Here is a 23,633-nt window from a genome sequence, read left to right on the forward strand (position 1 = left end):
CTCCGGCCGCCCTACCGTTGCCTGCCTATATCTTCTACAGGAACGTAGAAGTTAATGCGCCGGTTCCCGGCCAGGTCCTGTTTCTCAACCGGTTTCTACGGCCGTTTCTTTCCTCCCCGCCTGGGCCCACGGCCTCGGTGACACCGTCGAGAAGATCGACGGCGAATGGGTCGCCCAGTCCGACCTCCTCGGCCGCGTCACCGTGACGTTCACCCCGGAGAACGACCTCGGCGTCCTCGACCACTACGTGACCCTCCCCACGGGGCAGACCGTCCACAACAGCAGCCGAACACCCGCTGAGTACCCGCACTCACGACAGGGCCGGGGTAGCCCTCTAGGGTGAGTCCGGCCTGTAACGGGGGAGATGGATGTGCCGGAGGTCCACATGAGGAAAGGCGCTGCGACAGCGGCCCTGATCGTCGTCACCGCACTGACGCTGAGCGCGTGCGGCAAGGAGCACACGTCGGCGGACACCGGCGGCGGTACGACGGGATCGAGCGCGGGTACGGCGGCTGAGGGAGGTACGGCCGGAGCTGGAGGAGTTACGCCGGAAGGGGCAACCCCCGGCACCCCGAGCCCCGGTACCCGTAGTACCCCCGAAAGCCGTAATACCTCCGGCGGTCCCAGTACTTCCGCCCCACCAGCCCCCGCCTACGTGGAACCCGGCGCCGGCGACGGAGCCCCCCACTACCGCGAGAACAACGGCTTCCGCATCCCCGCCGACATGTCCCCCGTGAGCGCCGCCGACGCCCAACGCGAAGCCGCCCGCATCGAACCCGTCCTCAAGCGCCTCTGGCAGCAGAAGAAGTGGGACCCGGCGACGGTCCGCACCGCGATGCTCCAACTCGGCTACAAGGAACAGCACTTCGACGCGAAGGGCCGCTCCCTGGGCGGCACGCTCCAGGTCAAGCCGATGGACTCGCGGTACGAGAACGACGGTTACGTCACCCCCGAGGGCGCACGGGTCGGCCTGCACGTCCACGACGACGCCTGCGTGACCGCGTTCATCCAGAAGACGAACTACCAGGTGTCCACCAACGGCCCCTACCCGGAGGGCGGCTGCTTCGAGCCGCGCGGCGGCCACTGAGCGGCTAGCCGGCCTTCACCTCCGTGTTCTTCGTGTCCATGCGGCCCACCCTCGGACCTCAAGCAAAGCCGAGGTCAAGGGCAGGTTGTCGGCTCCCCGCCCGCCTGCGTCATACCTGAGAGGTAGTACTACCGTTTTGCCCCGAAGCAATACCTGAGAGGTACGACCCTGATGAGCGCCCTGCCCGCCGCGACCCCCGGCCACTTCCTCACCGCCTGGCAGCTCGACGTTCCGGCGCTGCTGCTGATCGCCGCGCTGGGCGGGGCGTACGGCTGGGGTGTGATGCGGCTGCGGGGACGCTGGCCGGTCGTACGGACGCTCGCCTTCGCCGTCCTCGGCCTCGGCACGCTGCTCGTCGCGACGATGTCGGGACTAGCCGTGTACGACCACGTCCTGTTCTGGCCCGCCGCCGTCCAGAACATCCTGCTGGACCTGGTCGCCCCGCTCGGCCTCGCGCTCGGGGACCCGCTGCGGCTGGCGGTCGAGGCGCTGCCGGAACGGGCCGCTGACAGGGTACGGCGGGCGATGACCGGACGGGTCGTCTGCGCGCTGACGTTCCCGCTGGTCAGCACCGCCCTCGTCCTGCTCACCGAGCTGACCGTCTACTTCACGCCGTACTTCTCGACAGCCCTGCGCGACGGCTGGCTCCACGAACTGATGTACCTCAACCTCCTCGCCGCCGGGTGCCTCTTCGTCGTACCCGTCCTCACGAAGGAGGAGACGCTCCCGGCCTGGTGCACCCACCCCGTACGCGCCGCCCTCGTCTTCCTCGACGGCATCATCGACGCCGTGCCCGGCCTCGTCGTCATGACACACGGCTCGCTCATCGCGGGCGCCTGGTACCTGAACCACCACCCCGCCTGGGCACCGAGCGTCCACTACGACCAGCAGCTCGGCGGCGGCGTCATGCTGAGCATCGCCGAACTCGTCGCGCTGCCCTTCCTGTTGGCGATCCTCGTGCAGTGGGCGCGCACGGAACGCGTCCAGGCGGCGGCACTCGACCGCCGCCTCGACGAGGAACAGGCGGCCCGCGCCGCCCGCTCCCGCACCACCGAGCGCGCCGCCGACGCCGGTGACACCGGCCGCGCCGGTCAGCCCGGGCAAGCGGATCACTCCGGTCAGACCCGTCACTCCGAAGAGCCAGACCGCGTACGCCCCTGGTGGGAGACCGAGCAGAACGAGGTCGCCTCCAGGATCCGCCGCCACCACGGGGACGACTGACCCAGCAGGGGACCTGAGTACTACACGGGTACTACCTCAGGACGCCGCCCGCTGATCCGGCGGCACCTCTCCCCGCTTCACGGTCTCCCCCTGTACGACCCGAGGCGTACCCTCGCCCTCCTGGGTCACCTGGTTCCCCTCCTCCTTCGCCGCCCGCGCCTCCGCCTTGAGGATCCGCGCCGACTTCCCCGCCGACCGCGCCAGGTCCGGCAGCTTCTTCGCGGCCAGCACGGCTATGACGACGATCAGGATGACCGCCAGCTCACTGAGCCCGAACACGTCAGTCCTCGCCCTCTTCGTCGTCGCCCTCGAAGAAGTCGCCGATCTCGTCGACGACCTCCGCCGCGACCATCCCACCGACGACACCGACCGCGAGCCCGGCAGCTCCGGCCGCGATGGCCGTCCCCACGCCGGGCCCGGAACGCCGGTGCTCCTCGTGGCCGCCGCCATGGCCGTACGCGTCGTGCTTGCCGGGCTCGCCGTAGGACCCGTAGCTCCCGGGTACCCCCTGACCGGCGTACCCCGCACCCCCGTACCCGTACGACCCCCGGTGCTCCGCGAGCTGCCGTACCCACCCCTCGACCTCGGCGTTCCAGTCGCGGACGTCCTGGTGCCCGATGACGTGGCGGCTGAGGGTGTCCGAGGAGGAGTACCCCGCACGTTTGTCGGCCTCAAGTACTACCTCTACCCCGGAGGGACCAGCCAGGAAGGTCACCTCGATCTCGTTGAAGACGCCCGCGTACTGCGGCGACGGGGTGATCTCGATCTCCTGGTAGAAGGGGAGCTGCTGCCCGGTCCCGGCAATGCGGCCGTACTCCAGGTCGGCGGAGCGGAAACCGAAGCCGAGCTGGCCGAACGCCTCAAGGACCGCCTCCTGCGCGGGCAGCGGCGTGACGGTGAGCTGGTCGAGGTCGCCCTTGTCCTTGGCGCCGGCGACCGCCAGCTCCGTACGCACCCCGAGTACTACGCCCAGAGGCTGACCGTAGAGCTCGGTGACCGGGGTCTCCCAGGGGAGCGTCAGGGTGAAGGGGACGCTGCGGGTCTCCCCCTCGGCGAGCCGGAAGCCACCGCCGACGACGGTCCGGTCGAAGACGGTGACGCCGTCGCTCTCGCCCTCCTCGTGCTCCACCTCCACCCGGGCGACGAGTTCGAGCGTGAGGTGCTCGATGTCGAAGTCGGCGCTGCCGCCCTTGAGATGGACCTGACCGGACAGGGCGCCGCCGGGGCGGACGGGAGCCGGGTCGAGGACCGTGTCGACCGTGGGGCCGCCCACGCCGAGCGAGCCGAGCAGTCGCTTGAACACCATCGTGGCGTCCACTCCTTCTTCACGGGCCGGTACGCGCGAGGTTCTTCACACGTGAGCCTTCTACATTCAAGTAGAAGCAGCATAGGGTCGGTGGTGCGGGACGCGGCAGAGGCTTCGCGCCCGTGGGCCGGGAACGGCTGAAAACGGTTGCTGCGCGTTTCTGTGCGCGCAGGTGGGGCCAATCCTCCGCCGGGCGCGGGAACCCGGTCTCGGCCACAATCGTTGCCAAGGTGAACGTTCGGAGTGAACGTTTCTTTGATCAAGGAGTGAACGCGTGTCCGCCAGATCGACGGACTCCCCGGGACACAGTCCCGGACCATCCCGCTCATACCTGAGTACTACGGGTCTCACAGACCGCGGCGCCCGGCGGGGTGGTGTCCGATGAGCGCCGCGGAAGCCTGGCTCGGCCTGCTGGCCGTCCTGGTTCTCACGCTGGGGACCGGGTACTTCGTCGCCCAGGAGTTCGCGTACGTCTCCGTCGACCGGCTGGCTCTCGCGAGGGAGGCCGAGAAGGGGGACCGGAGAGCCACCCGCGCCCTGAAGGTGCTGGAACGCCTCTCCTTCATGCTCTCCGGCGCCCAGCTCGGCATCACGGTCACCGGTCTGGTGGTCGGGTTCATCGCGGAACCCTCCGTCTCCGCGCTGCTGAAACCGCTGCTCACCGACATCGGCGTCCCCGAGGGTGCCGTCGGCGGGATCTCGGTCGTCCTCGCCTTCGTGCTCGCGACCGTCGTCCAGATGGTCATCGGCGAGCTGGCGCCGAAGAACCTCGCCATCGCCGTACCCGAGCGGCTCGCGAAGGCGCTGGCCGGCTCGACCCTGTCGTACCTGAAGGTCGTCGGACCGCTCGTGCACGTCTTCGACGGCGCCGCGAACAGGTTGCTGCGCAAGGTCGGCATCGAGCCGGTCGAGGAGCTGCACCACGGCGCGACGCTGGAGGAGCTGGGCCATCTCATCGGAGAGTCCAGGGAGCAGGGCGAGTTGCCCAGCGCGACCGCCCAACTCCTGGACCACGCCCTGGAGTTCTCCGAGCGCACGCTCGACGAGGTGATGGTGCCGCGCGCCGACGCCGTCTTCATCCGCAAGGACGCGACGCTGGCCGAGGCGGTCGAACTCATCGCGAAACACGGCCACTCGAACTATCCGGTCCTCGGTGACCACCCCGACGACGTCGCGGGGGTGCTGGGGGTACGGGAGTTGATGGCGCTGCCCGCTGATCGATTTGCGGCCACGGCGGCCGGAGTCGCGGCCCGCCGCCCTCTACTCCTGCCCGACACACTCCCGTTGCCCGACGCCGTGGAGCAGATGCGTACCGGGGACGACGAGTTCGCGGTCGTCCTCGACGAACACGGCGGCGTCGCCGGGATCGTCACCTACGAGGACATCGCCGAGGAACTGGTCGGTGACATCGCCGACGAGAGCGACCGCATCACCGAGATCGCCGTCGCGGACGGCGAAGGGTGGCTCGTCGACGCGGGCCGCCGTCTCGACGAGGTCGCCGAGGCCACCGGCGTGGTCCTCCCCGAGGAGGAGGACTACGACACCGTGGCGGGCCTGATCGTCGACCGGCTGGGCCGCTTCCCGACGGTCGGGGACAGCATCGATATCCCTCTCCCGGACGGGAGTTCGGCCACGATCGACGTCCGTACGCTCGACCGGCACGTACCGGAGCGGGTCCGCCTGGAGGTGCGGTCGTCATGAGCTTCCCGATGGCACTCTTCGTGACCCTGTTGCTGCTGGTCGGCAGTGGATTCTTCGTCGCCGCCGAGTTCGCGCTCGTGGCGGCCAAACGGCACCGCATGGAGAAGGCGGCGGCCGAAGGACAGCGCGGCGCCGGTGCGGCCCTCGCGGGCATGCGGGAACTGTCGTTGATGCTGGCCGGTGCCCAACTCGGCATCACCGTCTGCACCTTGGGGCTCGGCTCGGTGTCGAAACCGGCGATCTCCCACGAACTCGACCCTCTCCTACACGACTTGGGGCTGCCGAGTGCGCTCAGCTACGGCATCGCCTTCGCCGTCGCGATGATCGTGGTCGTCTTCCTGCACATGGTCGTCGGTGAAATGGCCCCGAAATCCTGGGCGATCGCCCACCCCGAGCGCTCGGCGATGCTGCTGTCCCCGATGTTCCGGGGCGTCGTGAAGGCCGTCCGCCCGATCATCCGCGTCCTCAACGCGCTGAGCAACGCGCTGGTCCGGCTCTGCCGGGTCACCCCGCGCGACGAGCTGACGTCCGTCCACAACCGGGAGCAACTCGCCCACCTCGTCGAGGAGTCGGAGCGGCTCGGATTGATCAGCAAGGACGACTCCGAGCTGATCACCAACTCCCTGACAGAGCCGCAGGTGCCGGTCGCCGAACTCCAGGTGCCCGCCGCCGGGATCACGTCGATTCCGGCCGACGCGGACGTCGAGGCGATCCTCGCGCTCACCACCGCCCACGACCGCAGCCGCCTGCTGGTCCGCGACGGTGACACGGTGGTCGGCTCGGTGCACGCGCGTGACGCGCTCGTCGCCCGCTCCCGGCAACGCACCACCACCGCACGGGAGTTGTCCCGACCGGTCCCCGAACTGGCCCCGGAGAACACCGTCGCCGAGGCGATCGAGCAACTCCGGCGCCGCCGGGCCACGTTGGCGGTCGTACGGGACGAACAGGGCCGCCTCACGGGGCTGGTCACACTGGACGACCTGCTGGCGAGGCTCCTGCATCCCCAAACCGGCTGATCCTGAGGGAAGTTACGCCGCACCCGTGGACGGCCACCCCGCGAAGGCGCCGTCCCCGGCTGCGGCAGACCTCAGGTGTTCACCGCCCGCACCTCGGGCAGCACGTCCGTGAGGACGCGGGCGTACTCGGCGAGGCGATGCGTCAACTCGTCCGCGAGGGCGTCGAGTCGGTCGAACTCGGTCAGCTCGGCCTTGCTCCAAGGGCCATCTTCGTTGTTCAGCTCGTCGACCCGCGTCTTGGCCATGGTGGCTTCGACGACGGACTTGAGTGCGGCCCTCAGGCGCTGAGCCGACGGGTCGGGAGTGCGGGCGAGGAGATGGTCCAACTCCTCGGCGTCGGGCAGCAACGGCATCTGGTGGTCGATCCACGAGTCACCCCACATCCGGCGCCGCCGCTCCTCCGGATCGCCGCCGTCCACCAGCTTGATCTCGCCCTCGGCGTCCCGTCTGACGCGCAGTCCGGAGCGTTTGGCCATGTTCAGGGCCAATACCGCTGGATCGGGGCCGAGTTCATCGGTATCGGACCTCAGACGGCCCAGGGTAAGCGCCAACTCCAGGAGTTGACGTGCGTGTTCGTCCGCTCGGGGCAGAAGAGTCAACTCCTCCTCGAACATCACCGTTTCCGGCGCGACAGCTCCCCAGCGAGTGGGCGACAAGGGAGTCCCCAGGGTGCTGGACCGCCAGGCGGACATCGCCGCGTCCACCCACCAGCAGACGAATGCGTGCGCTGCGTCGCGGTGTCCCTTCGCGCTGTCCACGGCGAGCCGCAGCCGCACTGAAGCCAGTACGGACTCGGCGTCGAAAGGGGAGTACAGCTCCCCCGAATGGTGTGCTTGCTCGATCCTGCCCTCGCTGACCGCGTTCGCCTCGTCCATGGCCCGCGTCGCGTCCCCCCACTCCCGGAGCAAGACGTCCGCCGCCCGCTCCATCGCGGCGAGCTTCTCGTCCACCTCCTCCGCCGTCATGGTGCGAGGCGACTCAGGGCGATCACTCATGGCCGAACTCCTCTTGAGGCCGGTGAACTTCCTCCTGCGCCCACGGTATGAGGCCGTTGACGAGCTGCGGGAGAAGTCCCGTGTTCACCCGTGGCCGGAGTAGTCGCTGTGCTACCGGAGAGTGACCCGAGCCCGATGATGGCTGATTGAAGGCTCCCGGTAAGAGCCGCACAAAGGGGATGTAAGGTGACAGGGTGTGGCTCTCCAGGCGTCACTCCGGGTTCACCCGGAGGTTCCTGCGCCCGTCCGAACGCGGTGCTTATCGTGCGGAACACCCCCTTCCGCATCGATTGCCCGGAGCCCCACCATGCCCCACCGGATACCCGCCCGCTCCCTGCGTACGGCGGTCGCCGTGCTGTGTGCCGGAGGGCTTGCCCTCGCTGCCTCGGCCTGTTCGTCGGCCTCGGCGAGCGGTGGCTCGGACCACCACCTCACCGCGTACGTCGGCGGGGACACGAACATCCAGACGCTGTGGCAGGACATCGTCGTCCCGGCCTTCGAGAAGGCGAACCCCGGCTACCAGGTCAAGGTCGTCTACTCGGCGCACGGGGTCGCCGACGCCGCGACGCTCGCCAAGCTCCAGGCCGCCTCGAAGACGAAGCGCGACGCCGGGTACGACGTCATCGAGTCCTCGATCACCCCGGACGCGGCGGCAGCGGGCCTGCTGACAACGGTGTCGTCGGCTGACGTCCCGAACCTGGCCAAGGTGGATCCGAGCCTCCTCGGTCCGGTGAACAACGCCGCCGTCCCCTACCGGGGCTCCTCCGTAGTCCTCGCGTATGACTCCACCAAGGTGAAGACCCCGCCGAAGACGTACGACGACCTGGTGGCCTGGATCAAGGCCAACCCCGGAAAGTTCGCCTACAACAGCCCCTCCACCGGCGGCTCCGGCGGCTCGTTCGTCGAGACGACCCTCGACCGCCACCTCGACGCGGCGACCCTCAAGACCTTCCAGACGGGGTATGACGCCTCGCAGGAGTCCAAGTGGGACGCGGGCTTCGCCGACCTCAAGGGTCTAAACGGGTACGTCTACGGTAAGGGGGTCTACCCCAACGGCAATCAGGCCGTCCTCGACCTCCTCGCCAAGGGCCAGATCTCCATCGCGCCGGTCTGGTCCGACATGTACCTCTCCGCGGTCCAGAACCACACGCTCGACTCGACCGTGAAGTTCACCCAGATCTCCTCCCCGACCTTCACCGGCGGCGCCTCCTACATCGGCATCCCCAAGGGCGGCACCAAGCAGAAGGCCGCGCTGAAGCTCGCCGACTTCTTCCTGGAAGCGGCCCAGCAGGACGCGATCGTCAAGAACCTCGCCGCCTACCCGGTGATCCCGCTGACCGAACTACCCAAGGCAACTGCCGACCGTTTCACGGGAGTCGACGTCACCAAGCTGCGCCCCGGCTACTCCGGGAAGACCGGCAACGACATGAACAACCTGTGGCAGCAGAAGGTCCCCGGCCAGTGAGTCTCGCCGAACGCGTACGGGGCAGGGGCGCGGGGCATCGCACCCCGGGCCCCGGCCCGGCCGGCGCGACAAACCGGCCGGCGAGCGGCGTACGACGTCAACGCCCGCGCCCCGGCGGCCTGTTGGTGCTCCCGCCGCTCCTCCTGGTCGCCTTCTTCGTCGGCATCCCGGTCGTCTCCGGCGTGCTGTACACGCTCGGCCACTTCGGCGGCCTCAACTCCGTCATCGCCGCGATCGGCCTGCACCAGCACACCGCCGACCACTGGTGGGGCACCCTCGGCGCCTACCGCGAGGTCCTGACCAGCGACGCCTTCCTGCGCAGCCTGACGGTCACGGTCGAGGTCACCCTCCTGAGCGTCGTCGCCGTGTTCGCGCTGGCGCTGACCGTCGCCCTGTACGCGCGCCTCACCGGCGGCCGTACCGCGAAGATCGTCAGCGCCCTCGCGATCACCCCGCTGTTCCTGCCCGCGGTGATCGGCTCGTACGCGATCCTCACCTTCTACGCGGGCGACGGCGCCTTCACCACCCTTGCGCACGCGCTGGGTTGGAGCCACGCGCCCCGCCTCAGCTACACCGTCTGGGGCGTGGTGATCGGCCAGGTGTGGACCAACCTCCCCTTCGCGGTCCTCGTGCTGTCGTCGGGACTGGCCGCCGTGCCGGACGCCCTGATCGAGGCGGCCCAGGACGCGGGGGCGGGTCGTACCCAGGTAGTACTCCGGGTGCTCCTGCCGATGGCGGGCGTACCGGCCGTGATCACCGCCGCGTTCACCACCATCTCCGTACTCGGGAGCTACACCGTCCCCTACCTCGTAGGTCCTACGGCGCCGACGATGCTCGGGGTGCAGCTCGCGAACACCTTCCAGTCCTACAACCAGCCCCAGCAGTCCCTGGTGATGGCGGTCGTCGTGTTCGCGCTGGCCTCGCTGGTGGGTGTGGCGTACGTCCGGGCCAACGTCCGCGAGGCCAGGAAGGCGGCGGCGACGCGATGACCGTACGCATTCTCCGAAAAGCCCTTACCGGCCTGGGAGTTGGGCTGCTGGCCCTCTTCATTCTCGGCCCGCTGCTGTGGCTCTTCCCGCACGCCTTCGCCGGCACCTGGCGCTACCCCGGACTCCTCCCGCAGGAGTGGACGCTGCGCTGGTGGCGGGCCGTCGCCGACAACCCCGACCTGGTCGCGGCGGTGCGCTGGAGCTTCGTCTTCGCGCCGGTCGCCACGCTGCTGTCGGCGGTCGTCTGCCTGCCCGCCGCGTACGCGTTCTCCCGGTTCGACTTCCCCGGCCGCCGCTTCTTCCTCGTCGCGCTGTTCTCGGTGAACGCCTTCCCGAAGATCGGCCTGTACGTCGCGATGGCGTCGCTCTTCTACACGCTGAACCTGATGACGACGTTCTGGGGCGTCGTCATCGTCCAACTCCTCGGCACCGTCGTCTTCATGACGTGGCTGCCCGCCGCCGCGTTCTCCTCGGTGCCGCGCAGCCTGGAGGAGGCCGCGCGCGACGCGGGCGCCGGTCCGCTGACCGTGTTCTGGCGCGTGACCCTGCCGATCGCCCGCCCCGGCATCCTCGTCGCGGTGATCCTCTCCTTCCTCGCCGCGTTCGACGAGGCCCAGGGCACGCTGCTCGTCGGCGCACCGGTCTACCTGACCATGCCGACCGCCATGTACAGCATGGTCACCAACTACCCCGAGGGCGTCGCGGCCGTCTTCTCGCTCCTGCTGTCCATCCCGTCCGTGGTCCTGCTGTTCGGCGTGCGCCGGCACATCATGGGCGGCCATCTCGCCGAAGGGTTCCAACTGCGATGAATTCAGGGCTGGTTCTGGCAGGTCTCACCAAGACGCTCGGCGGCCGGACGATCGTCGACGGCCTCGAACTGCGGGTGGAACCCGGCGAGATGGTCTGCCTGCTCGGCCCCTCGGGCTGCGGAAAGACCACAACTCTCCGTATGGCGGCGGGATTTCTGGCCCCCGACTCCGGCCGGGTCGAGATCGGCGGCACCGACTACGCGGCCGTCCCGCCCGAACGGCGGCCCACCGCCATGGTGTTCCAGAACTACGCCCTCTGGCCGCACATGACCGTCGCGGGCAACGTCGGCTTCGGGCTCAAGATGCACAAGGTCCCCAAGGAGGAGGCGAAACGGCGGGTCGCCGAGGCCCTCGACCTGGTCGGCCTCGCCCACCACGCCGACAGCTACCCCGCCCGCATCTCCGGCGGCGAACAGCAACGCACCGCTCTCGCAAGGGCGTTGGCGCTCCAGCCCCAACTCCTGCTGCTGGACGAGCCGTTGTCCAATCTGGACGCCAAACTCCGCGAGCGCGTCCGGGAGGAGATCCGCGACATCCAGCAACGCCTCGGCATCACCACCCTGTTCGTCACCCACGACCAGGACGAGGCCCTCAGTGTCGCCGACCGCATCGCCGTCATGAACGCGGGCCGCATCGAGCAGTACGCCGCACCCGACGACCTGTACCGCACACCGGCGACCCTCTTCACTGCGGAGTTCGTCGGCAGCCTCAACCGGCTCGACGAGGTCACCGCCGGCCAGGGTGTCCTGCGCCACGCCGACGGTACGGAACTCCTGCGCTGCACCGAACTGGTGGGCCCCACCGGGCCGGGCAGGACGGTCGGCATCCGGCCGGAGGAGATCCGGATGGGAGGCGAGGACGGCAGCCCGGCGGTGGTTACCCGGGTACTTCCCAGGGGGCACTTCACGGAGGTCGTGCTGCGGCTGGAGACCGGCGGGGTAGCTCTCAGGTCGTACCTCACAGGGGGTACGCCCGGAGTGGGGGAGCGGGTACGGGTATCGGCCGGACGCGCTCTGTCGTACGACATACCTGAGAGCTACGACGCTCAGGGCGCCGCCGCGTGAGCGCCCTCGCCGTCGCCCACCGGGGCGACCCCCGACGCGCCGTCGAGAACACCCTCGCGGCGATCCGGCTCGCCGGAGCTGCCGGGGCCGGCGCGATCGAGGTGGACCTGAGACGTACCACCGACGGCGTACTCGTCCTCCACCACGACGACGACCTCAGCCGTCTCTGGGGCCGCCCGGAGCGCATCGCCGACCTCACCCTGCCCGAGCTGCACGCCCTCGCCCCCGAGGTCCCCACCCTCGCCGAGGCCCTGGAGACCGCCGACCGCCCGCTGCTCCTCGACACCGGTGACCCCGCGCTGGCGGTCGCCGCCCTCGCCGAGACCGGCGGAACGGACGCCATGTTCTGCGGCTCGGCCGAGGCGATGGCCGCCGTCCGGGCCCGGGACGACCGCATCACCCTCTTCCTCAGCTGGTACGGCGCCGAACCCCCGGCCGAACCGGTCCTCACCGCCGTACGCCCCCAGTACTACAACCCCGAGCACCGGTTCCTGAGCTCCGAAGAGGTACGGGTATGGCATACCCGGGGCATCAAGGTGAGCTGCTGGACGGTGGACGACGCCGCCCGGCGGGAAGAACTGATCTCCTGGGGCGTGGACGCGATCATCAGCAACGACGTGGAAGGCGTGGTGAAGAGCTGTGCGTGACGAGGTGGACCTCGACGCGGCGATGGAGGTCGCACAGGAGCTGGCGTACTGGGCGTCGGAGGTGATCCGCCGGCCTCGTCCTTCGGAGGTACGCCAGAAGGACGGCCCGGCGGACATCGTCACCGACCGCGACGAGGAGGTGGAGGCGCACGTCCGCGAGGTCCTCACCCGCGCGTTCCCGTCGTACGGGATCGTCGGCGAGGAGTACGGGACCACGGACGGCGTCCCCGACGCGCCGCACTGGCTGATCGACCCCATCGACGGCACCACGAACTACGCGCACGGCATCGGCTGGTGCTCCTTCTCCCTGGGCCTCGCCGCGCCCGACGGCAGCCCGCTGCTCGGCGTGGTGGCCGACCCGTGGCGGGGCGAGGTCTTCACCGCGCTCAAGGGCAGGGGCGCTCACCTGAACGGCGTACCTCTGAAGGCCGACCCGCATACGACCCTCACGGGCCACGTCTTCATGACCGAGTGGGCCGCGCACCGGCACTGGACCGGCCTCGACGCGCTGCTCGCGGCGCTCGCCGAGCGGCACTGCACGGTCCGCGTGATGGGCTCCACCGCCCTCTCCCTGGTCCAGGTCGCGGCGGGCCGCGCGAGCGCCGCCGCGATCGGCGAGTTCCACCCGATCGACGGCCTCCCCGCCCTGCTGATCGCGACCGAGGCCGGCGCGGTGGCCCTGCCGGAGCTGCCCGGGTACGACACACCGCTGCTGCTGGCGGCGCCGGGCGTGGCCGAGGAGGCGGCGGAGCTGCTGCGGGCCGCGCGGGGGTGACCCGTACTGACCCCGGAGAGGGACGCCGCCCGTCCCCCTCCGGGGTTACCCCGTAAGGGACCCGTCAAAGGGCCGTCCCGCGCCGTATGGGACCCGTCAAGAGGGGTCGGAAACAGCCGCCCCGGGAGGTTTGCTCGAAAGCGTCCGATCCGCTTGCGGATGCATTCGATCCTTCTCAGGAGCTCGCGATGGCCGACCTGGCCTTCGTCGTCACCACGGTCGCGGTGTTCGCGCTGATGGCTCTCGCCGCCAAGGGGGTGGCGAAGCTGTGACCGTCGAGAACGTCGTCGGCCTGATCGTGGCCGTCGCCCTGCTGGGCTATCTCGTCCTCGCCCTGATCTTCCCGGAGAGGTTCTGAGAGCATCATGGGTCCCGTACTCGCGGGGGTTCTGCAACTCCTCGCACTCATAGGCGCGTTGGCACTCGCCTACGTCCCCCTCGGCAACTACATGGCCCGGGTCTACTCCACCGACAAGCACCTGCGCGTCGAGAAGTGGATCTACAAGGGCATCGGCGCGAACCCCGACACGGAGATGACGTGGCCCGCGTACCTGCGCGGGGTGCTCGCCTTCTCGGCCGTCGGCGTGCTGTTCCTGTACCTGTTGCAGCGCCTCCAGGGCGTCCTGCCCGGCTCGCTGGGCTTCGACTCGGTGAACCCGGCGCAGGCGTTCAACACGGCCGTGTCGTTCGTGACGAACACCAACTGGCAGTCGTACTACGGCGAACAGACCATGGGCCACGTCGTCCAGACGGCCGGGCTCGCCGTGCAGAACTTCGTCTCGGCGGCTGTCGGCATCGCGGTCGCGGTCGCGCTGGTACGTGGGTTCGCTCGTTCGCGGACCGGTGAACTCGGCAACTTCTGGGCCGACTTGGTGCGCGGAGTGACCCGCATCCTGCTGCCCGGCGCGCTGATCGCGGCCGTCGTCCTCGTCGCCTGTGGCGTGATCCAGAACTTCTCCGGCATCCACGAGGTCGGTCAGTTCATGGGCGGGTCGCAGCAGTGGAACGGCGGCGCGGTCGCCTCGCAGGAGGCCATCAAGGAGCTCGGCACCAACGGCGGCGGCTACTTCAACGCCAACTCGGCGCACCCGTTCGAGAATCCGACGCCGTTCACCAACCTCTTCGAGATCTTCCTGATCCTCGTCATCCCGTTCTCGCTGACCCGGACGTTCGGCGTCATGGTCGGCTCGGTGAAGCAGGGCTACGCGATCCTCGCGACGATGGGCGTCATCTGGGTCGGCTTCGCCGCGCTGATGATGTGGACCGAATTCGCCCACCACGGACCGGCGTTGACGGCGGCGGGCGGCGCGCTGGAGGGCAAGGAGGTGCGCTTCGGCGTCGGCGGATCGTCCATCTTCGCGGTGTCGACGACGCTCACCTCGACCGGCGCGGTGGACTCCTTCCACTCGTCCTTCACCGGCCTCGGCGGCGGCATCGCGATGCTGGGCATGATGCTGGGCGAGATCGCGCCCGGCGGCACCGGCTCCGGCCTCTACGGCATGCTCGTCATGGCGATCATCGCGGTGTTCATCGCGGGCCTCATGGTCGGCCGCACCCCCGAGTACCTGGGCAAGAAGATCGGCGCCCGCGAGATCAAGCTCGCCGCCTGCTACATCCTCATCACCCCGGCGCTGGCCCTGGTCTTCACGGCCGTGTCGATGGCGATGTCGACGCCGCCGCACTCGATGCTCAACTCCGGTGCGCACGGCTTCTCCGAGGTGCTGTACGCGTTCACCTCGGCGGCGAACAACAACGGCTCCGCGTTCGCCGGACTCAACGCCAACACCGACTGGTACAACACAACGACCGCGCTGGCCATGGCACTTGGCCGGTTCCTCCCGATGGTGTTCGTGCTGGCGCTGGCCGGCTCGCTCGCCGAACAGCGCCCCGTGCCGGTCACGGCGGGCACGCTGCGCACCGAAAAGCCCCTGTTCACCGGCCTGTTGGTCGGCGCGATCCTCATCATCACGGGGCTGACCTACTTCCCGGCGCTGGCGCTGGGACCGCTGGCGGAGGGGCTGGCGTCATGACGACTCGTACGAAGGACCAAGAGGACGCTATGTCCACTCCCACCCTCGCACCCCACCCGGACGCCCCGGCCGGACGGGACTCCGCCCAAAACCGTGTGGGCGCAGGGCTGTTCGACCCGAAGCAGTTGCTGAAGTCGGTTCCCGAGGCGGTCCGAAAGCTCGATCCGCGGGTGATGGTCAAGTCGCCCGTGATGTTCGTGGTGTGGATCGGGTCGGTGCTGACGACCGTCTTCTCCTTCAAGGACCCCACGGACTGGTTCGGTTGGACGATCAGCGCCTGGCTGTGGCTGACCGTCGTCTTCGCCAACCTCGCGGAGGCGGTCGCGGAAGGGCGCGGCAAGGCGCAGGCGGACACGCTGCGCAAGGCCAAGACCGACACGGTCGCGCGCAAGGTCGACGGGACCGAAGTCCCGGGCACGGAACTGAGGATCGGGGATCTCGTCGTCTGCGAGGCGGGGGACGTCATCCCCGGTGACGGCGACGTCGTCGAGGGCGTCGCCTCGGTCGACGAGTCGGCGATCACCGGTGAATCGGCCCCCGTCATCCGGGAGTCGGGCGGTGACCGCTCCGCCGTGACCGGTGGGACGAAGGTCCTCTCCGACCGCATCGTCATCAAGATCACGACGAAGCCCGGCGAGACCTTCATCGACCGGATGATCAACCTGGTCGAGGGCGCGGCCCGGCAGAAGACGCCCAACGAGATCGCGCTGAACATCCTGCTCGCCTCGCTGACCATCGTCTTCTTGCTCGCCTGCGCCACGCTCCCGCCGTTCGCCACCTACGCGGGCACCCACCTGACGATGGTCGTCCTGGTCGCGCTCCTGGTCTGCCTCATCCCGACCACGATCGGCGCGCTGCTCTCCGCGATCGGCATCGCCGGCATGGACCGGCTCGTCCAGCGCAACGTACTCGCCATGTCCGGCAGGGCAGTTGAGGCCGCCGGGGACGTCTCCACGCTGCTGCTCGACAAGACCGGCACCATCACCTACGGCAACCGCAGGGCGGCGGAGTTCGTGCCCGTGCGCGGTACGACCGAGGCCGAGGTCGCCGACGCCGCGCAGTTGTCGTCGCTGGCCGACGAGACCCCCGAGGGCCGCTCCATCGTCGTCCTCGCGAAGGAGAAGTACGGGCTGCGGGAGCGCCACGAAGGGGAGTTGAGCCACGCCGAGTGGATCGCCTTCACGGCCCAGACCCGTATGTCGGGCGTCGACCTGGACGGTCGTAAGGTCCGCAAGGGGGCAACGGCCTCCGTCGTGGCCTGGGTTCGCGAACAGGGCGGTGAAGTCGCCGCCGACGCCCAGGAGTTGACCGACCGCATCTCTCAGTCCGGCGGCACCCCGCTGCTGGTCGCCGTCGAAGACGCCGACGGGGCACGGGTGTTGGGCGTCATCCACCTCAAGGACGTCGTCAAGGACGGCATGCGGGAGCGGTTCGAGGAACTGCGCCGGATGGGCATCCGTACGGTGATGATCACGGGCGACAACCCGCTCACCGCCAAGGCGATCGCGGAGGAGGCCGGCGTCGACGACTTCCTCGCCGAGGCCACGCCCGAGGACAAGATGGCGCTGATCAAGCGGGAGCAGGCGGGCGGCAAGCTGGTCGCCATGACCGGCGACGGCACCAACGACGCCCCTGCGCTCGCGCAGGCCGACGTCGGCGTCGCGATGAACACCGGTACGTCGGCCGCGAAAGAGGCCGGCAACATGGTCGACCTCGACTCCGACCCGACCAAGCTGATCGAGATCGTCGAGATCGGCAAGCAACTCCTCATCACCCGGGGCGCGTTGACGACGTTCTCGATCGCCAACGACGTCGCGAAGTACTTCGCGATCATCCCGGCGCTGTTCGCGGCCGTCTACCCGGGCCTGGACAAGCTCAACATCATGGACCTGGCCTCGCCCGACTCCGCGATCCTGTCCGCCGTCATCTTCAACGCGCTGATCATCATCGCCCTCGTGCCGCTCTCCCTGAAGGGCGTGCGCTACCGGCCCGTCAGTGCCGACAAGTTGCTGCGCCGCAACCTCACGGTCTACGGACTCGGCGGGCTGATCGCGCCGTTCATCGGCATCAAACTCATCGACCTCCTCATCTCCCTCATCCCCGGGATCGGCTGAAAGCCATGAACAACTCCCTTACCAACACAGCCCGGTTGCTGGGTGCGGGTCTGCGAGCGCTGCTCGTCCTGACCCTGGTGACCGGCGTGATCTACCCGCTGGTGGTGACGGGTATCGCCCAGGCCGCCTTCCACGGCAAGGCGAACGGCTCCGAGGTCAAGTCCCAAGGAAAAGTGGTCGGTTCGTCCCTCATTGGCCAACAGGGCTACAGCCTCGGCTACTTCCAGGGGCGGCCCGCGAACGGCTTGGGCGCGAACTCGGTCAACACCCAGTACAAGCTGCTGCTTTCGGGAGCGACGAACCTGTCCGCCGACAGCAAGACGCTGATCAAACAGGTCGACGACGCCAAGGCGAAGGTCGTCAAGGACAACTCTGTACCCGGCTACCCGGTGAAGCCGTCGGACGTCCCCGCCGACGCGGTCACCTCGTCCGGCTCCGGACTCGACCCCGACATCTCCCCGGCCTACGCCCAACTCCAGGTCCACCGCGTGGCGTTGACCAACCACCTGCCGGTCGCGGCGGTCGAGAAGCTGGTCGACGACCACACCGAGGGGCGCACCCTCGGCTTCATCGGCGACCCCCGGGTCAATGTCCTCCAACTCAACATCGCTCTCAAGGCACTTGTGGCCCGGCAGTGAGGAAGGCGCACTGAGATGACGCGGGTGCTGGTGGTCGAGGACGACCCGCAGCTCGTCCGAGCCCTCGTGATCAACCTCCAGGCGCGGCGCTACGACGTCGACGCCGCCCCCGACGGTACGACGGCCCTGCGCCTCGCCGCCGCCCGCCCGCCGGACGTCGTCCTGCTGGACCTCGGCCTGCCGGACATGGACGGCGTCGAGGTCATCAGGGCACTGCGCCTGTGGACCCGCGTCCCGGTCATGGTCCTCTCGGCCCGGCAGGCATCCGAGGACAAGGTGGCGGCGCTCGACGCGGGGGCGGACGACTACGTCATCAAGCCGTTCAGCATGGACGAGTTGCTCGCCCGCCTGCGGGCCGCCGTCCGCCGTACGGAGGAGACGCCCCTGGCTCCCGAGTCCAGCCGGGTGGAGACGGACGCCTTCACCATCGACCTCCTCGCCAAGAAGGTCGTACGTGCGGGCCAGGACGTCAGGCTTACGCCGACCGAGTGGCACCTCCTGGAGATCCTCGTCACCCACCCAGGCCGCCTCGTCACCCAGAAGTACCTCCTCCAGGAGGTGTGGGGGATCACCCGGGGCAACAAGACCAACTACCTGCGCGTCTACATGGCCCAGCTCCGCCGGAAACTGGAGACGGACCCGTCCCACCCCCGCTTCCTGATCACCGAGCCGGGGATGGGGTACCGCTTCGAGGGGTGAACCGGCGCAAAGAGCTTGGGTATACGGCTTGTTCAGGGTTTCCGGGCGGATTCCTTCCGGCGCGTGGATGTTTCGTGGATACCGATCGGTACAGCAATCTCCGGCCCGATCCGGGCATAGTGGACTGGTAGCTTCCGTTTCATCGGCCCCGGCCCAAGTGCTGTGCGGCCACCAGACCTTCGCCGATGCGCGTGACGCATCTGGACGGAAACGGAATACCCTTGCGCGTCTTTCGTGAGAACACAGGAGGAAGGCACCGCTGGCGGGTGCCGAAAAGCAGGCGGGGGCGGATGGCGGCGGCCGGTGTGATGTCCGTGCTCGCCACGGCGATCGTCGCCCCCCTCGCCTCGGCGACGCTGAGCGGACCGTCGTCGTCCGACGGCGCCGCCCCGCCGGACCGAGTCACCGACACGTCCCAACTCCCGTCGAACTGGCAGAAGTCGGGCGACCGGATGGTGACCTACGACGGTGACGCGACCGGCTTCCACGTCCTCGTCGCCGACTCCGCGCACGCCTACGCCTGGCGCACCGCCGCCACCCTCTCCGAGCCCGGCGTCGACACCGATCAGTGGATCGGGCAGACCTGCGTGACCGGTTCGGGCGACAAGGCGGTCGTCGTCTACGCGCCCCGCCAGGCCGCCAACGATCAACAGGGCTTCCAGGAAGGCGCGTTCGCCGCCGTGGTCGACCTGGCCGACGGCGCGGTGACCAAGCTCCCCGAACTGGTCTCCCTCGCCTACTTCAACCCCGGCTGCGGCGACGGCGAACAGGCCGTACTGACCCGGCCGCAGGGCGACGACACCCAGTTGCTGACCGTCGACGCCGGACAGGGCAGGATCGTCCGACAGCAGTCCGTGGCAGGGCAGTTGACCTCGGCCGTGCCCTTCGGGAACGGGATCGCCGCCTCGTCCGGCGACTCGGTCGTCTCGGTGAACAGCAAGGGCGACGTCCGTACGCTCACCCGGGCCGGCGGCAGGCCGTTCCGGCTCGTGCCGGACGCGCAGACCGGTCTCGCCTACCAAGTGCCCTCCGGGGACAAGGCAGTTCAGGTCCGCCGGGTGACGGCCGACGGAACCGACCACGTGCTTGGTTCCGGCGCGCTAGGCGCCCTCGCGGTGCACGGGACCGGCGGACAGGTCTTCGTCACCGGCGCCGACGCCGGCGAGAAGCTCAAGAAGGCCGATCTGCCGAAGAGTTGGCGGACCCTGGACGACGTACCCGCCTTTGCCGAGGTGTCCACGAAGGGCGCCCTCGCCCTGACCGGCGTCGGCAGCGGCACGGAAGCGGCGGGTGCCGAGCCGGGTGCGGTCGCGGACGCGGGGACCGCGCAGCCCGTCGGTATCGACGCCCTCGCGACCGGCACCGGCGCCGACTTCGCGTTCCGCGTGAAGCCCGACGCGCTTGAGGCGGCGCAGGGGCTGGCGCAGTCACCGGCGCTCGGCGGCAACAAGTCCGGTGCGGGCAAGGCGAGTTCGGACGCCGGTGCGCACACCGACAGCGTCCGCACGGAGCCGGTGGGCACCCGGTCCGGCGTACAGCCCCCGGCCGACGACCCCGCCCACGCCACGACCGACCCCGACCGCGCCTGCGCGGTGACCCGCAACGACCCGAACCTCCAGTCCCTCCAGCCCTCCCCGGCGATGGCCGAGTGGGCCACCGACCTCGCCGTCCAGGGCAAGCTCGACGTGCGGCGCCGTAAGGGCTGGAACGGCACCGACCTCCCGTCGTACACCCCGCAGGGCATGTTCCCGCCGCTCCAGCTCAAGGGCGGCGGACGGGTTCCCGCGCAGATCATGCTCGGTGTCCTCGCGCAGGAGTCCAACCTGGTGCAGGCGACGCCAAGGGCGTCCGCGGGGGAGAGCGGGAACTTCACGCAGGGCGGCTACTACGGCAACGCCGGCAGCGTCCACGCCATCAACTGGGCCGGTGCGGACTGCGGTTACGGCATCGCGCAGGTCACCAGCGGCATGGCGAAGACGCAGACCGACTACACCGCCGAGCAGCAGAAGGCGATCACCGTCGACTACGCGGCGAACATCGCGGCCGGGCTGCGCATCCTCCAGGACAAGTGGAACCAGCTCCACGACAAGGGCGTACTCGCCAACGGCGGCGACCCGCGGTACCTGGAGAACTGGTGGTTCGCGCTCTGGGCGTACAACAGCGGTTTCAACCTGCCCAGTACGACGGACAGTTCGGCACCCTGGGGCGTCGGCTGGTTCAACAACCCGGCCAACGGCCTCTACCCGGCGGACCGGAAGATGTTCCTCTCCTCCGGGTACGGGGACTCGCGTACCCCCAACCTGTGGACCTACCCCGAAAGGGTGATGGGCTGGGCGGCGTACTCCCTACAGAAGAACGACCCGGAGACCGGCAAGCCCGTCCCCGCGTTCACCGTCGGCTCCTGGCCGACCGGCAACGCGCCGGACGCGCAGCCCGCGCACGACACGTTCTGCGCGCCGGACGTCAACGACTGCGACACCGGCAAGCCGCACCAGGTGCCCGGCTCCACCCAACCGGTGGGACCCTGCCAGCGCGACGACTTCAAGTGCTGGTGGAACAAGCCGGTGACCTGGACCGACTGCGCGAAGACCTGTGGTACCGAGGTACTGAAGTATGAGGCGACCGCCCCGGAGCCGAAGGTCACGTCCGTCCACCCGGCGGCCTGCACCTCCACCCTGCCGCCGGACGCGCTGATCGTCGACGACGTCCCGAACACCGTGAAGTTCCGCGTCGGATCCGCCAACCCCTGTGCGGGGCAGCGGAACTGGGTCAGCCGGGGCACGCTGACGTTCACCTTCGGCTCGGCCGTGCGGAACGGGGCGACGGTCTACCCCTCGAAGATCGACTTCCATCAGCTCGGGGCCGGGTTCGGCGGGCACTTCTGGCTCACCCACACCCGGGTACCGACCTTCACGGACTCGGTCGTCACCGGCACCTGGACCCCCGACCGCACCCTCAAGGGCTGGGCCCGGGTCATGGTCCACCTGCCCGACCACCAGGCCGACACCCCCTCGGCGACCTACCGCATCGACCTCGGTGACGGCACGGTCCTGGAGAAGACGGTCTCCCAGGACACCGGCGGCAAGAACACCTGGCTCTCCCTGGGGTCGTACGACTTCCGGGGTACCCCCAGCGTCTCCCTCAGCTCGGCCACGGCCGACGGCACGGGCGACGCGGCGATCGCCTGGGACGCGCTGGCCTTCGTACCGCAGGCCGGTACACCGTCGGACGCGGTCACTCCGTAGTACCTCAGTAGGGGGTCACCGAGGCCGGGGAAGGGGAACACCCTTCCCCGGCCTCCGGCGTGTGAGCAGCTGGTACGGCAGACCCCTGAACCCCGCCGACGTCATCCGCCCCTTAGGCTCCTGTTGATCGTTCGAACAGCAGGGGGGAAGAACGGCCTTGGGGAACGCGGGCGGTGGATTCGAGGCGCTCCAGTGGGACGACCCTCAAGTGGCGGGCGGATACCGGCTGGTGGCGCGGCTGGGCGCCGGGGGGATGGGGCGGGTCTATCTGGCGTACACACGGGGCGGCCGGGCCGTCGCCGTCAAGGTCGTGCGGCCGGAACTGGCCGACGACCCGGTTTTCCGGAAGCGGTTCCACCGGGAGGTGAAGGCCGCTCGGCGCGTACAGGGCGCGTACACCGCGGAGTTGGTCGACGCCGACGCGGACGGCGTACCGCCCTGGCTCGCCACGCTCTACGTACCCGGGCCGTCGCTGTCCCAACTCGTCGCCCGGCGCGGGGCGTTGCCGGTGTCGGCGGTGCTGTGGCTGATGGCCGGGGTCGCCGAGGCGCTCCAGGCCATCCACGAAGTCGGCGTCGTGCACCGGGACTTGAAGCCGTCCAACGTGCTGCTCGCCTCCGACGGGCCCCGGGTCATCGACTTCGGGATATCGACGGCCCCCGACAGCACCGTGCACACCACGCAGGGCGCCGCCATCGGCACACCGCAGTTCATGGCCCCGGAACAGGCGTCCGCCGGTGAGATCACCCCGGCGGCCGACGTGTTCTCCCTCGGCCAGACCGTGGCGTTCGCCGCGCTGGGGGAGCCGTTGTACGGCAGCGGTACCGCGCTCAACGTGATGTACCGGATCGTGAACTCCGAACCCGACCTGTCGGCGCTGCCCGGACAGCTCCGGCCGATCCTCGCGCGGTGCCTGGCGGCCGACCCGGGGGAGCGGGCCACCCCGGCGGAGGTCGTCGCGTGGTGCCGGCGGGAGTTGGGGCCCGAGGCTGATACCTCCGGGGGACCGGAGGTATGGCGCGAGGTCGTGGGGCCGCCGGTGCCGGCGCCCGAGCCGGTACCGCCGGTCGTCCCCACACTGTCGGCCACCAGCCCGTGGGCGCCTCCCCCGGAGGTACTACGCCCCTCCGAGGTACTACGGGCAGGGCGGCGCCGTACTCGGCTGATCGCGGGCGCCGGTGCGCTGATGGCCGTTCCGCTCCTGGCGGCGCTGGCGTGGCTGGGCTCGGAGATCTCGGAACTGAACCGTGACAGGGCCGGTGCCTCCTCCTCGGCCACGCCGTCGCCGTCGGCCTCGGGGAAAGATGTGTCGGAGAAGGCCCTCCCGGAAGGGGCCGCCGGTGGCAAGGCGGCGGGATCGGCCGACCAGCCCGCCGCCGGCCCGCCGGAAGCGGTCGCGCATCCGCTGGTGAGGCTGGACGAGAAGAACTCGATCAGCCTCGACGCGCAGGGCCAACGCGACGACCGTAAAGGGGATGTCCGGCTCGTCTGCGGCAACTCCCGCTGCACATTGCGGAGCAGCACCAGCGCGATGAGCTATCTCCCGGCCGAGCCGACCAATTCCTATGAGGAGTGCCGTACTTACCTCGCGGGGTCCAGCACTCGCGGCAGCGAGCTTCCGCTCGTCGTCGTGGCGGAGGGGAGCCGGATCTGCGTCAAGCACCGCTCCGGGGCCATCGGCATGCTCGTGATCCAGATCAAGTCGACCTACCTGCCCGACAGCGGGGTCAACTTCCTGATGGGGGACCTCACGGTCTGGCCGACTTCCTAGGGTTACCTCTCTGGAGCTACCTCCTTGGGGCTACCCCTCCAGAGCTACCTCCTCCGGGGAG

The 23,633-nt window shown here is 69.5% G+C and carries 21 protein-coding genes; 18 read left to right on the forward strand and 3 right to left on the reverse strand.

All coding sequences use genetic code 11. The features are described 5' to 3' along the window. Positions 1 to 385: 385 nt before the first annotated feature. Entirely contained in the window at positions 386 to 1,087 is a 702-nt protein-coding gene (locus tag ACQCO7_RS22940) for a hypothetical protein (RefSeq protein WP_464073614.1), read from the forward strand. A gap of 171 nt (positions 1,088 to 1,258) precedes the next feature. Further along, positions 1,259 to 2,308: a cytochrome c oxidase assembly protein gene (locus ACQCO7_RS22945; protein ID WP_464073615.1), complete on the forward strand. Its 1,050-nt coding sequence runs from the start codon at positions 1,259 to 1,261 to the stop codon at positions 2,306 to 2,308. Between the two features lie 36 nt (positions 2,309 to 2,344). Here ACQCO7_RS22945 and ACQCO7_RS22950 read toward each other — a convergent pair whose 3' ends face one another. Continuing rightward, positions 2,345 to 2,587: a twin-arginine translocase TatA/TatE family subunit gene (locus tag ACQCO7_RS22950; protein WP_010351583.1), complete on the reverse strand. Its 243-nt coding sequence runs from the start codon at positions 2,585 to 2,587 to the stop codon at positions 2,345 to 2,347. 1 nt (position 2,588) lies between these two features. After that, a complete protein-coding gene (locus tag ACQCO7_RS22955) occupies positions 2,589 to 3,614 on the reverse strand; it encodes a sporulation protein (RefSeq protein ID WP_464073616.1) in 1,026 nt (341 codons plus the stop codon). A 381-nt stretch (positions 3,615 to 3,995) separates the two neighbouring features. Here ACQCO7_RS22955 and ACQCO7_RS22960 point away from each other — a divergent pair, with 381 nt between their 5' ends. Further along, on the forward strand, positions 3,996 to 5,315 hold the full coding sequence (locus tag ACQCO7_RS22960; RefSeq protein WP_464073617.1) for a hemolysin family protein: 1,320 nt from the start codon (positions 3,996 to 3,998) through the stop codon (positions 5,313 to 5,315). Next, entirely contained in the window at positions 5,312 to 6,331 is a 1,020-nt protein-coding gene (locus ACQCO7_RS22965; protein ID WP_464073618.1) for a hemolysin family protein, read from the forward strand. The genes ACQCO7_RS22960 and ACQCO7_RS22965 overlap by 4 nt, the downstream gene beginning before the upstream one ends. Positions 6,332 to 6,402: 71 nt before the next feature. Here the strand turns inward: ACQCO7_RS22965 and ACQCO7_RS22970 are convergent, their stop codons facing one another. Further along, positions 6,403 to 7,326: a hypothetical protein gene (locus ACQCO7_RS22970; RefSeq protein WP_464073619.1), complete on the reverse strand. Its 924-nt coding sequence runs from the start codon at positions 7,324 to 7,326 to the stop codon at positions 6,403 to 6,405. 307 nt (positions 7,327 to 7,633) lie between these two features. Here ACQCO7_RS22970 and ACQCO7_RS22975 point away from each other — a divergent pair, with 307 nt between their 5' ends. From ACQCO7_RS22975 to ACQCO7_RS23040, 14 genes are all read left to right on the forward strand, one after another. Continuing rightward, positions 7,634 to 8,791, forward strand: coding sequence for an extracellular solute-binding protein (locus ACQCO7_RS22975; RefSeq protein ID WP_464073620.1), 1,158 nt, complete (start codon positions 7,634 to 7,636; stop codon positions 8,789 to 8,791). Beyond that, the gene (locus ACQCO7_RS22980; RefSeq protein WP_464073621.1) at positions 8,788 to 9,780 is read left to right on the forward strand and encodes an ABC transporter permease; all 993 of its coding nucleotides are present in this window, start codon (positions 8,788 to 8,790) and stop codon (positions 9,778 to 9,780) included. The genes ACQCO7_RS22975 and ACQCO7_RS22980 overlap by 4 nt, the downstream gene beginning before the upstream one ends. Then, positions 9,777 to 10,589, forward strand: coding sequence for an ABC transporter permease (locus ACQCO7_RS22985; RefSeq protein ID WP_464073622.1), 813 nt, complete (start codon positions 9,777 to 9,779; stop codon positions 10,587 to 10,589). The genes ACQCO7_RS22980 and ACQCO7_RS22985 overlap by 4 nt, the downstream gene beginning before the upstream one ends. Beyond that, complete coding sequence (locus ACQCO7_RS22990) at positions 10,586 to 11,653, forward strand: ABC transporter ATP-binding protein (RefSeq protein WP_464073623.1); 1,068 nt, start codon at positions 10,586 to 10,588, stop codon at positions 11,651 to 11,653. The genes ACQCO7_RS22985 and ACQCO7_RS22990 overlap by 4 nt, the downstream gene beginning before the upstream one ends. Further along, positions 11,650 to 12,300 (forward strand): glycerophosphodiester phosphodiesterase, encoded by a 651-nt coding sequence (locus ACQCO7_RS22995; RefSeq protein WP_464073624.1) that lies wholly within the window; start codon positions 11,650 to 11,652, stop codon positions 12,298 to 12,300. The genes ACQCO7_RS22990 and ACQCO7_RS22995 overlap by 4 nt, the downstream gene beginning before the upstream one ends. After that, entirely contained in the window at positions 12,293 to 13,075 is a 783-nt protein-coding gene (locus tag ACQCO7_RS23000) for an inositol monophosphatase family protein (RefSeq protein ID WP_234330308.1), read from the forward strand. The genes ACQCO7_RS22995 and ACQCO7_RS23000 overlap by 8 nt, the downstream gene beginning before the upstream one ends. A gap of 86 nt (positions 13,076 to 13,161) precedes the next feature. Next, positions 13,162 to 13,347: a hypothetical protein gene (locus ACQCO7_RS23005; protein ID WP_464073625.1), complete on the forward strand. Its 186-nt coding sequence runs from the start codon at positions 13,162 to 13,164 to the stop codon at positions 13,345 to 13,347. Continuing rightward, positions 13,344 to 13,433, forward strand: coding sequence for a K(+)-transporting ATPase subunit F (gene kdpF / locus ACQCO7_RS23010; RefSeq protein WP_010351568.1), 90 nt, complete (start codon positions 13,344 to 13,346; stop codon positions 13,431 to 13,433). Before ACQCO7_RS23005 ends, kdpF begins: the two co-directional genes overlap by 4 nt. Before the next feature lie 7 nt (positions 13,434 to 13,440). Beyond that, positions 13,441 to 15,105 (forward strand): potassium-transporting ATPase subunit KdpA, encoded by a 1,665-nt coding sequence (kdpA, locus tag ACQCO7_RS23015; RefSeq protein WP_464073626.1) that lies wholly within the window; start codon positions 13,441 to 13,443, stop codon positions 15,103 to 15,105. Beyond that, positions 15,102 to 17,219: a potassium-transporting ATPase subunit KdpB gene (kdpB, locus tag ACQCO7_RS23020; RefSeq protein WP_464073627.1), complete on the forward strand. Its 2,118-nt coding sequence runs from the start codon at positions 15,102 to 15,104 to the stop codon at positions 17,217 to 17,219. The genes kdpA and kdpB overlap by 4 nt, the downstream gene beginning before the upstream one ends. Positions 17,220 to 17,224: 5 nt before the next feature. After that, a complete protein-coding gene (locus ACQCO7_RS23025; RefSeq protein ID WP_464073628.1) occupies positions 17,225 to 17,857 on the forward strand; it encodes a potassium-transporting ATPase subunit C in 633 nt (210 codons plus the stop codon). Between the two features lie 15 nt (positions 17,858 to 17,872). Beyond that, positions 17,873 to 18,556 carry a response regulator gene (locus tag ACQCO7_RS23030; protein WP_010351564.1) on the forward strand — a complete coding sequence of 228 codons (684 nt, stop codon included), beginning with the start codon at positions 17,873 to 17,875 and terminating at the stop codon, positions 18,554 to 18,556. A gap of 266 nt (positions 18,557 to 18,822) precedes the next feature. Beyond that, positions 18,823 to 21,801: a golvesin C-terminal-like domain-containing protein gene (locus ACQCO7_RS23035; protein WP_464073629.1), complete on the forward strand. Its 2,979-nt coding sequence runs from the start codon at positions 18,823 to 18,825 to the stop codon at positions 21,799 to 21,801. A gap of 157 nt (positions 21,802 to 21,958) precedes the next feature. After that, a complete protein-coding gene (locus tag ACQCO7_RS23040; RefSeq protein ID WP_464073630.1) occupies positions 21,959 to 23,572 on the forward strand; it encodes a serine/threonine-protein kinase in 1,614 nt (537 codons plus the stop codon). The last annotated feature ends 61 nt before the right edge of the window (positions 23,573 to 23,633 follow it).

It is taken from the genome of Streptomyces saintjeani, from assembly GCF_055409605.1.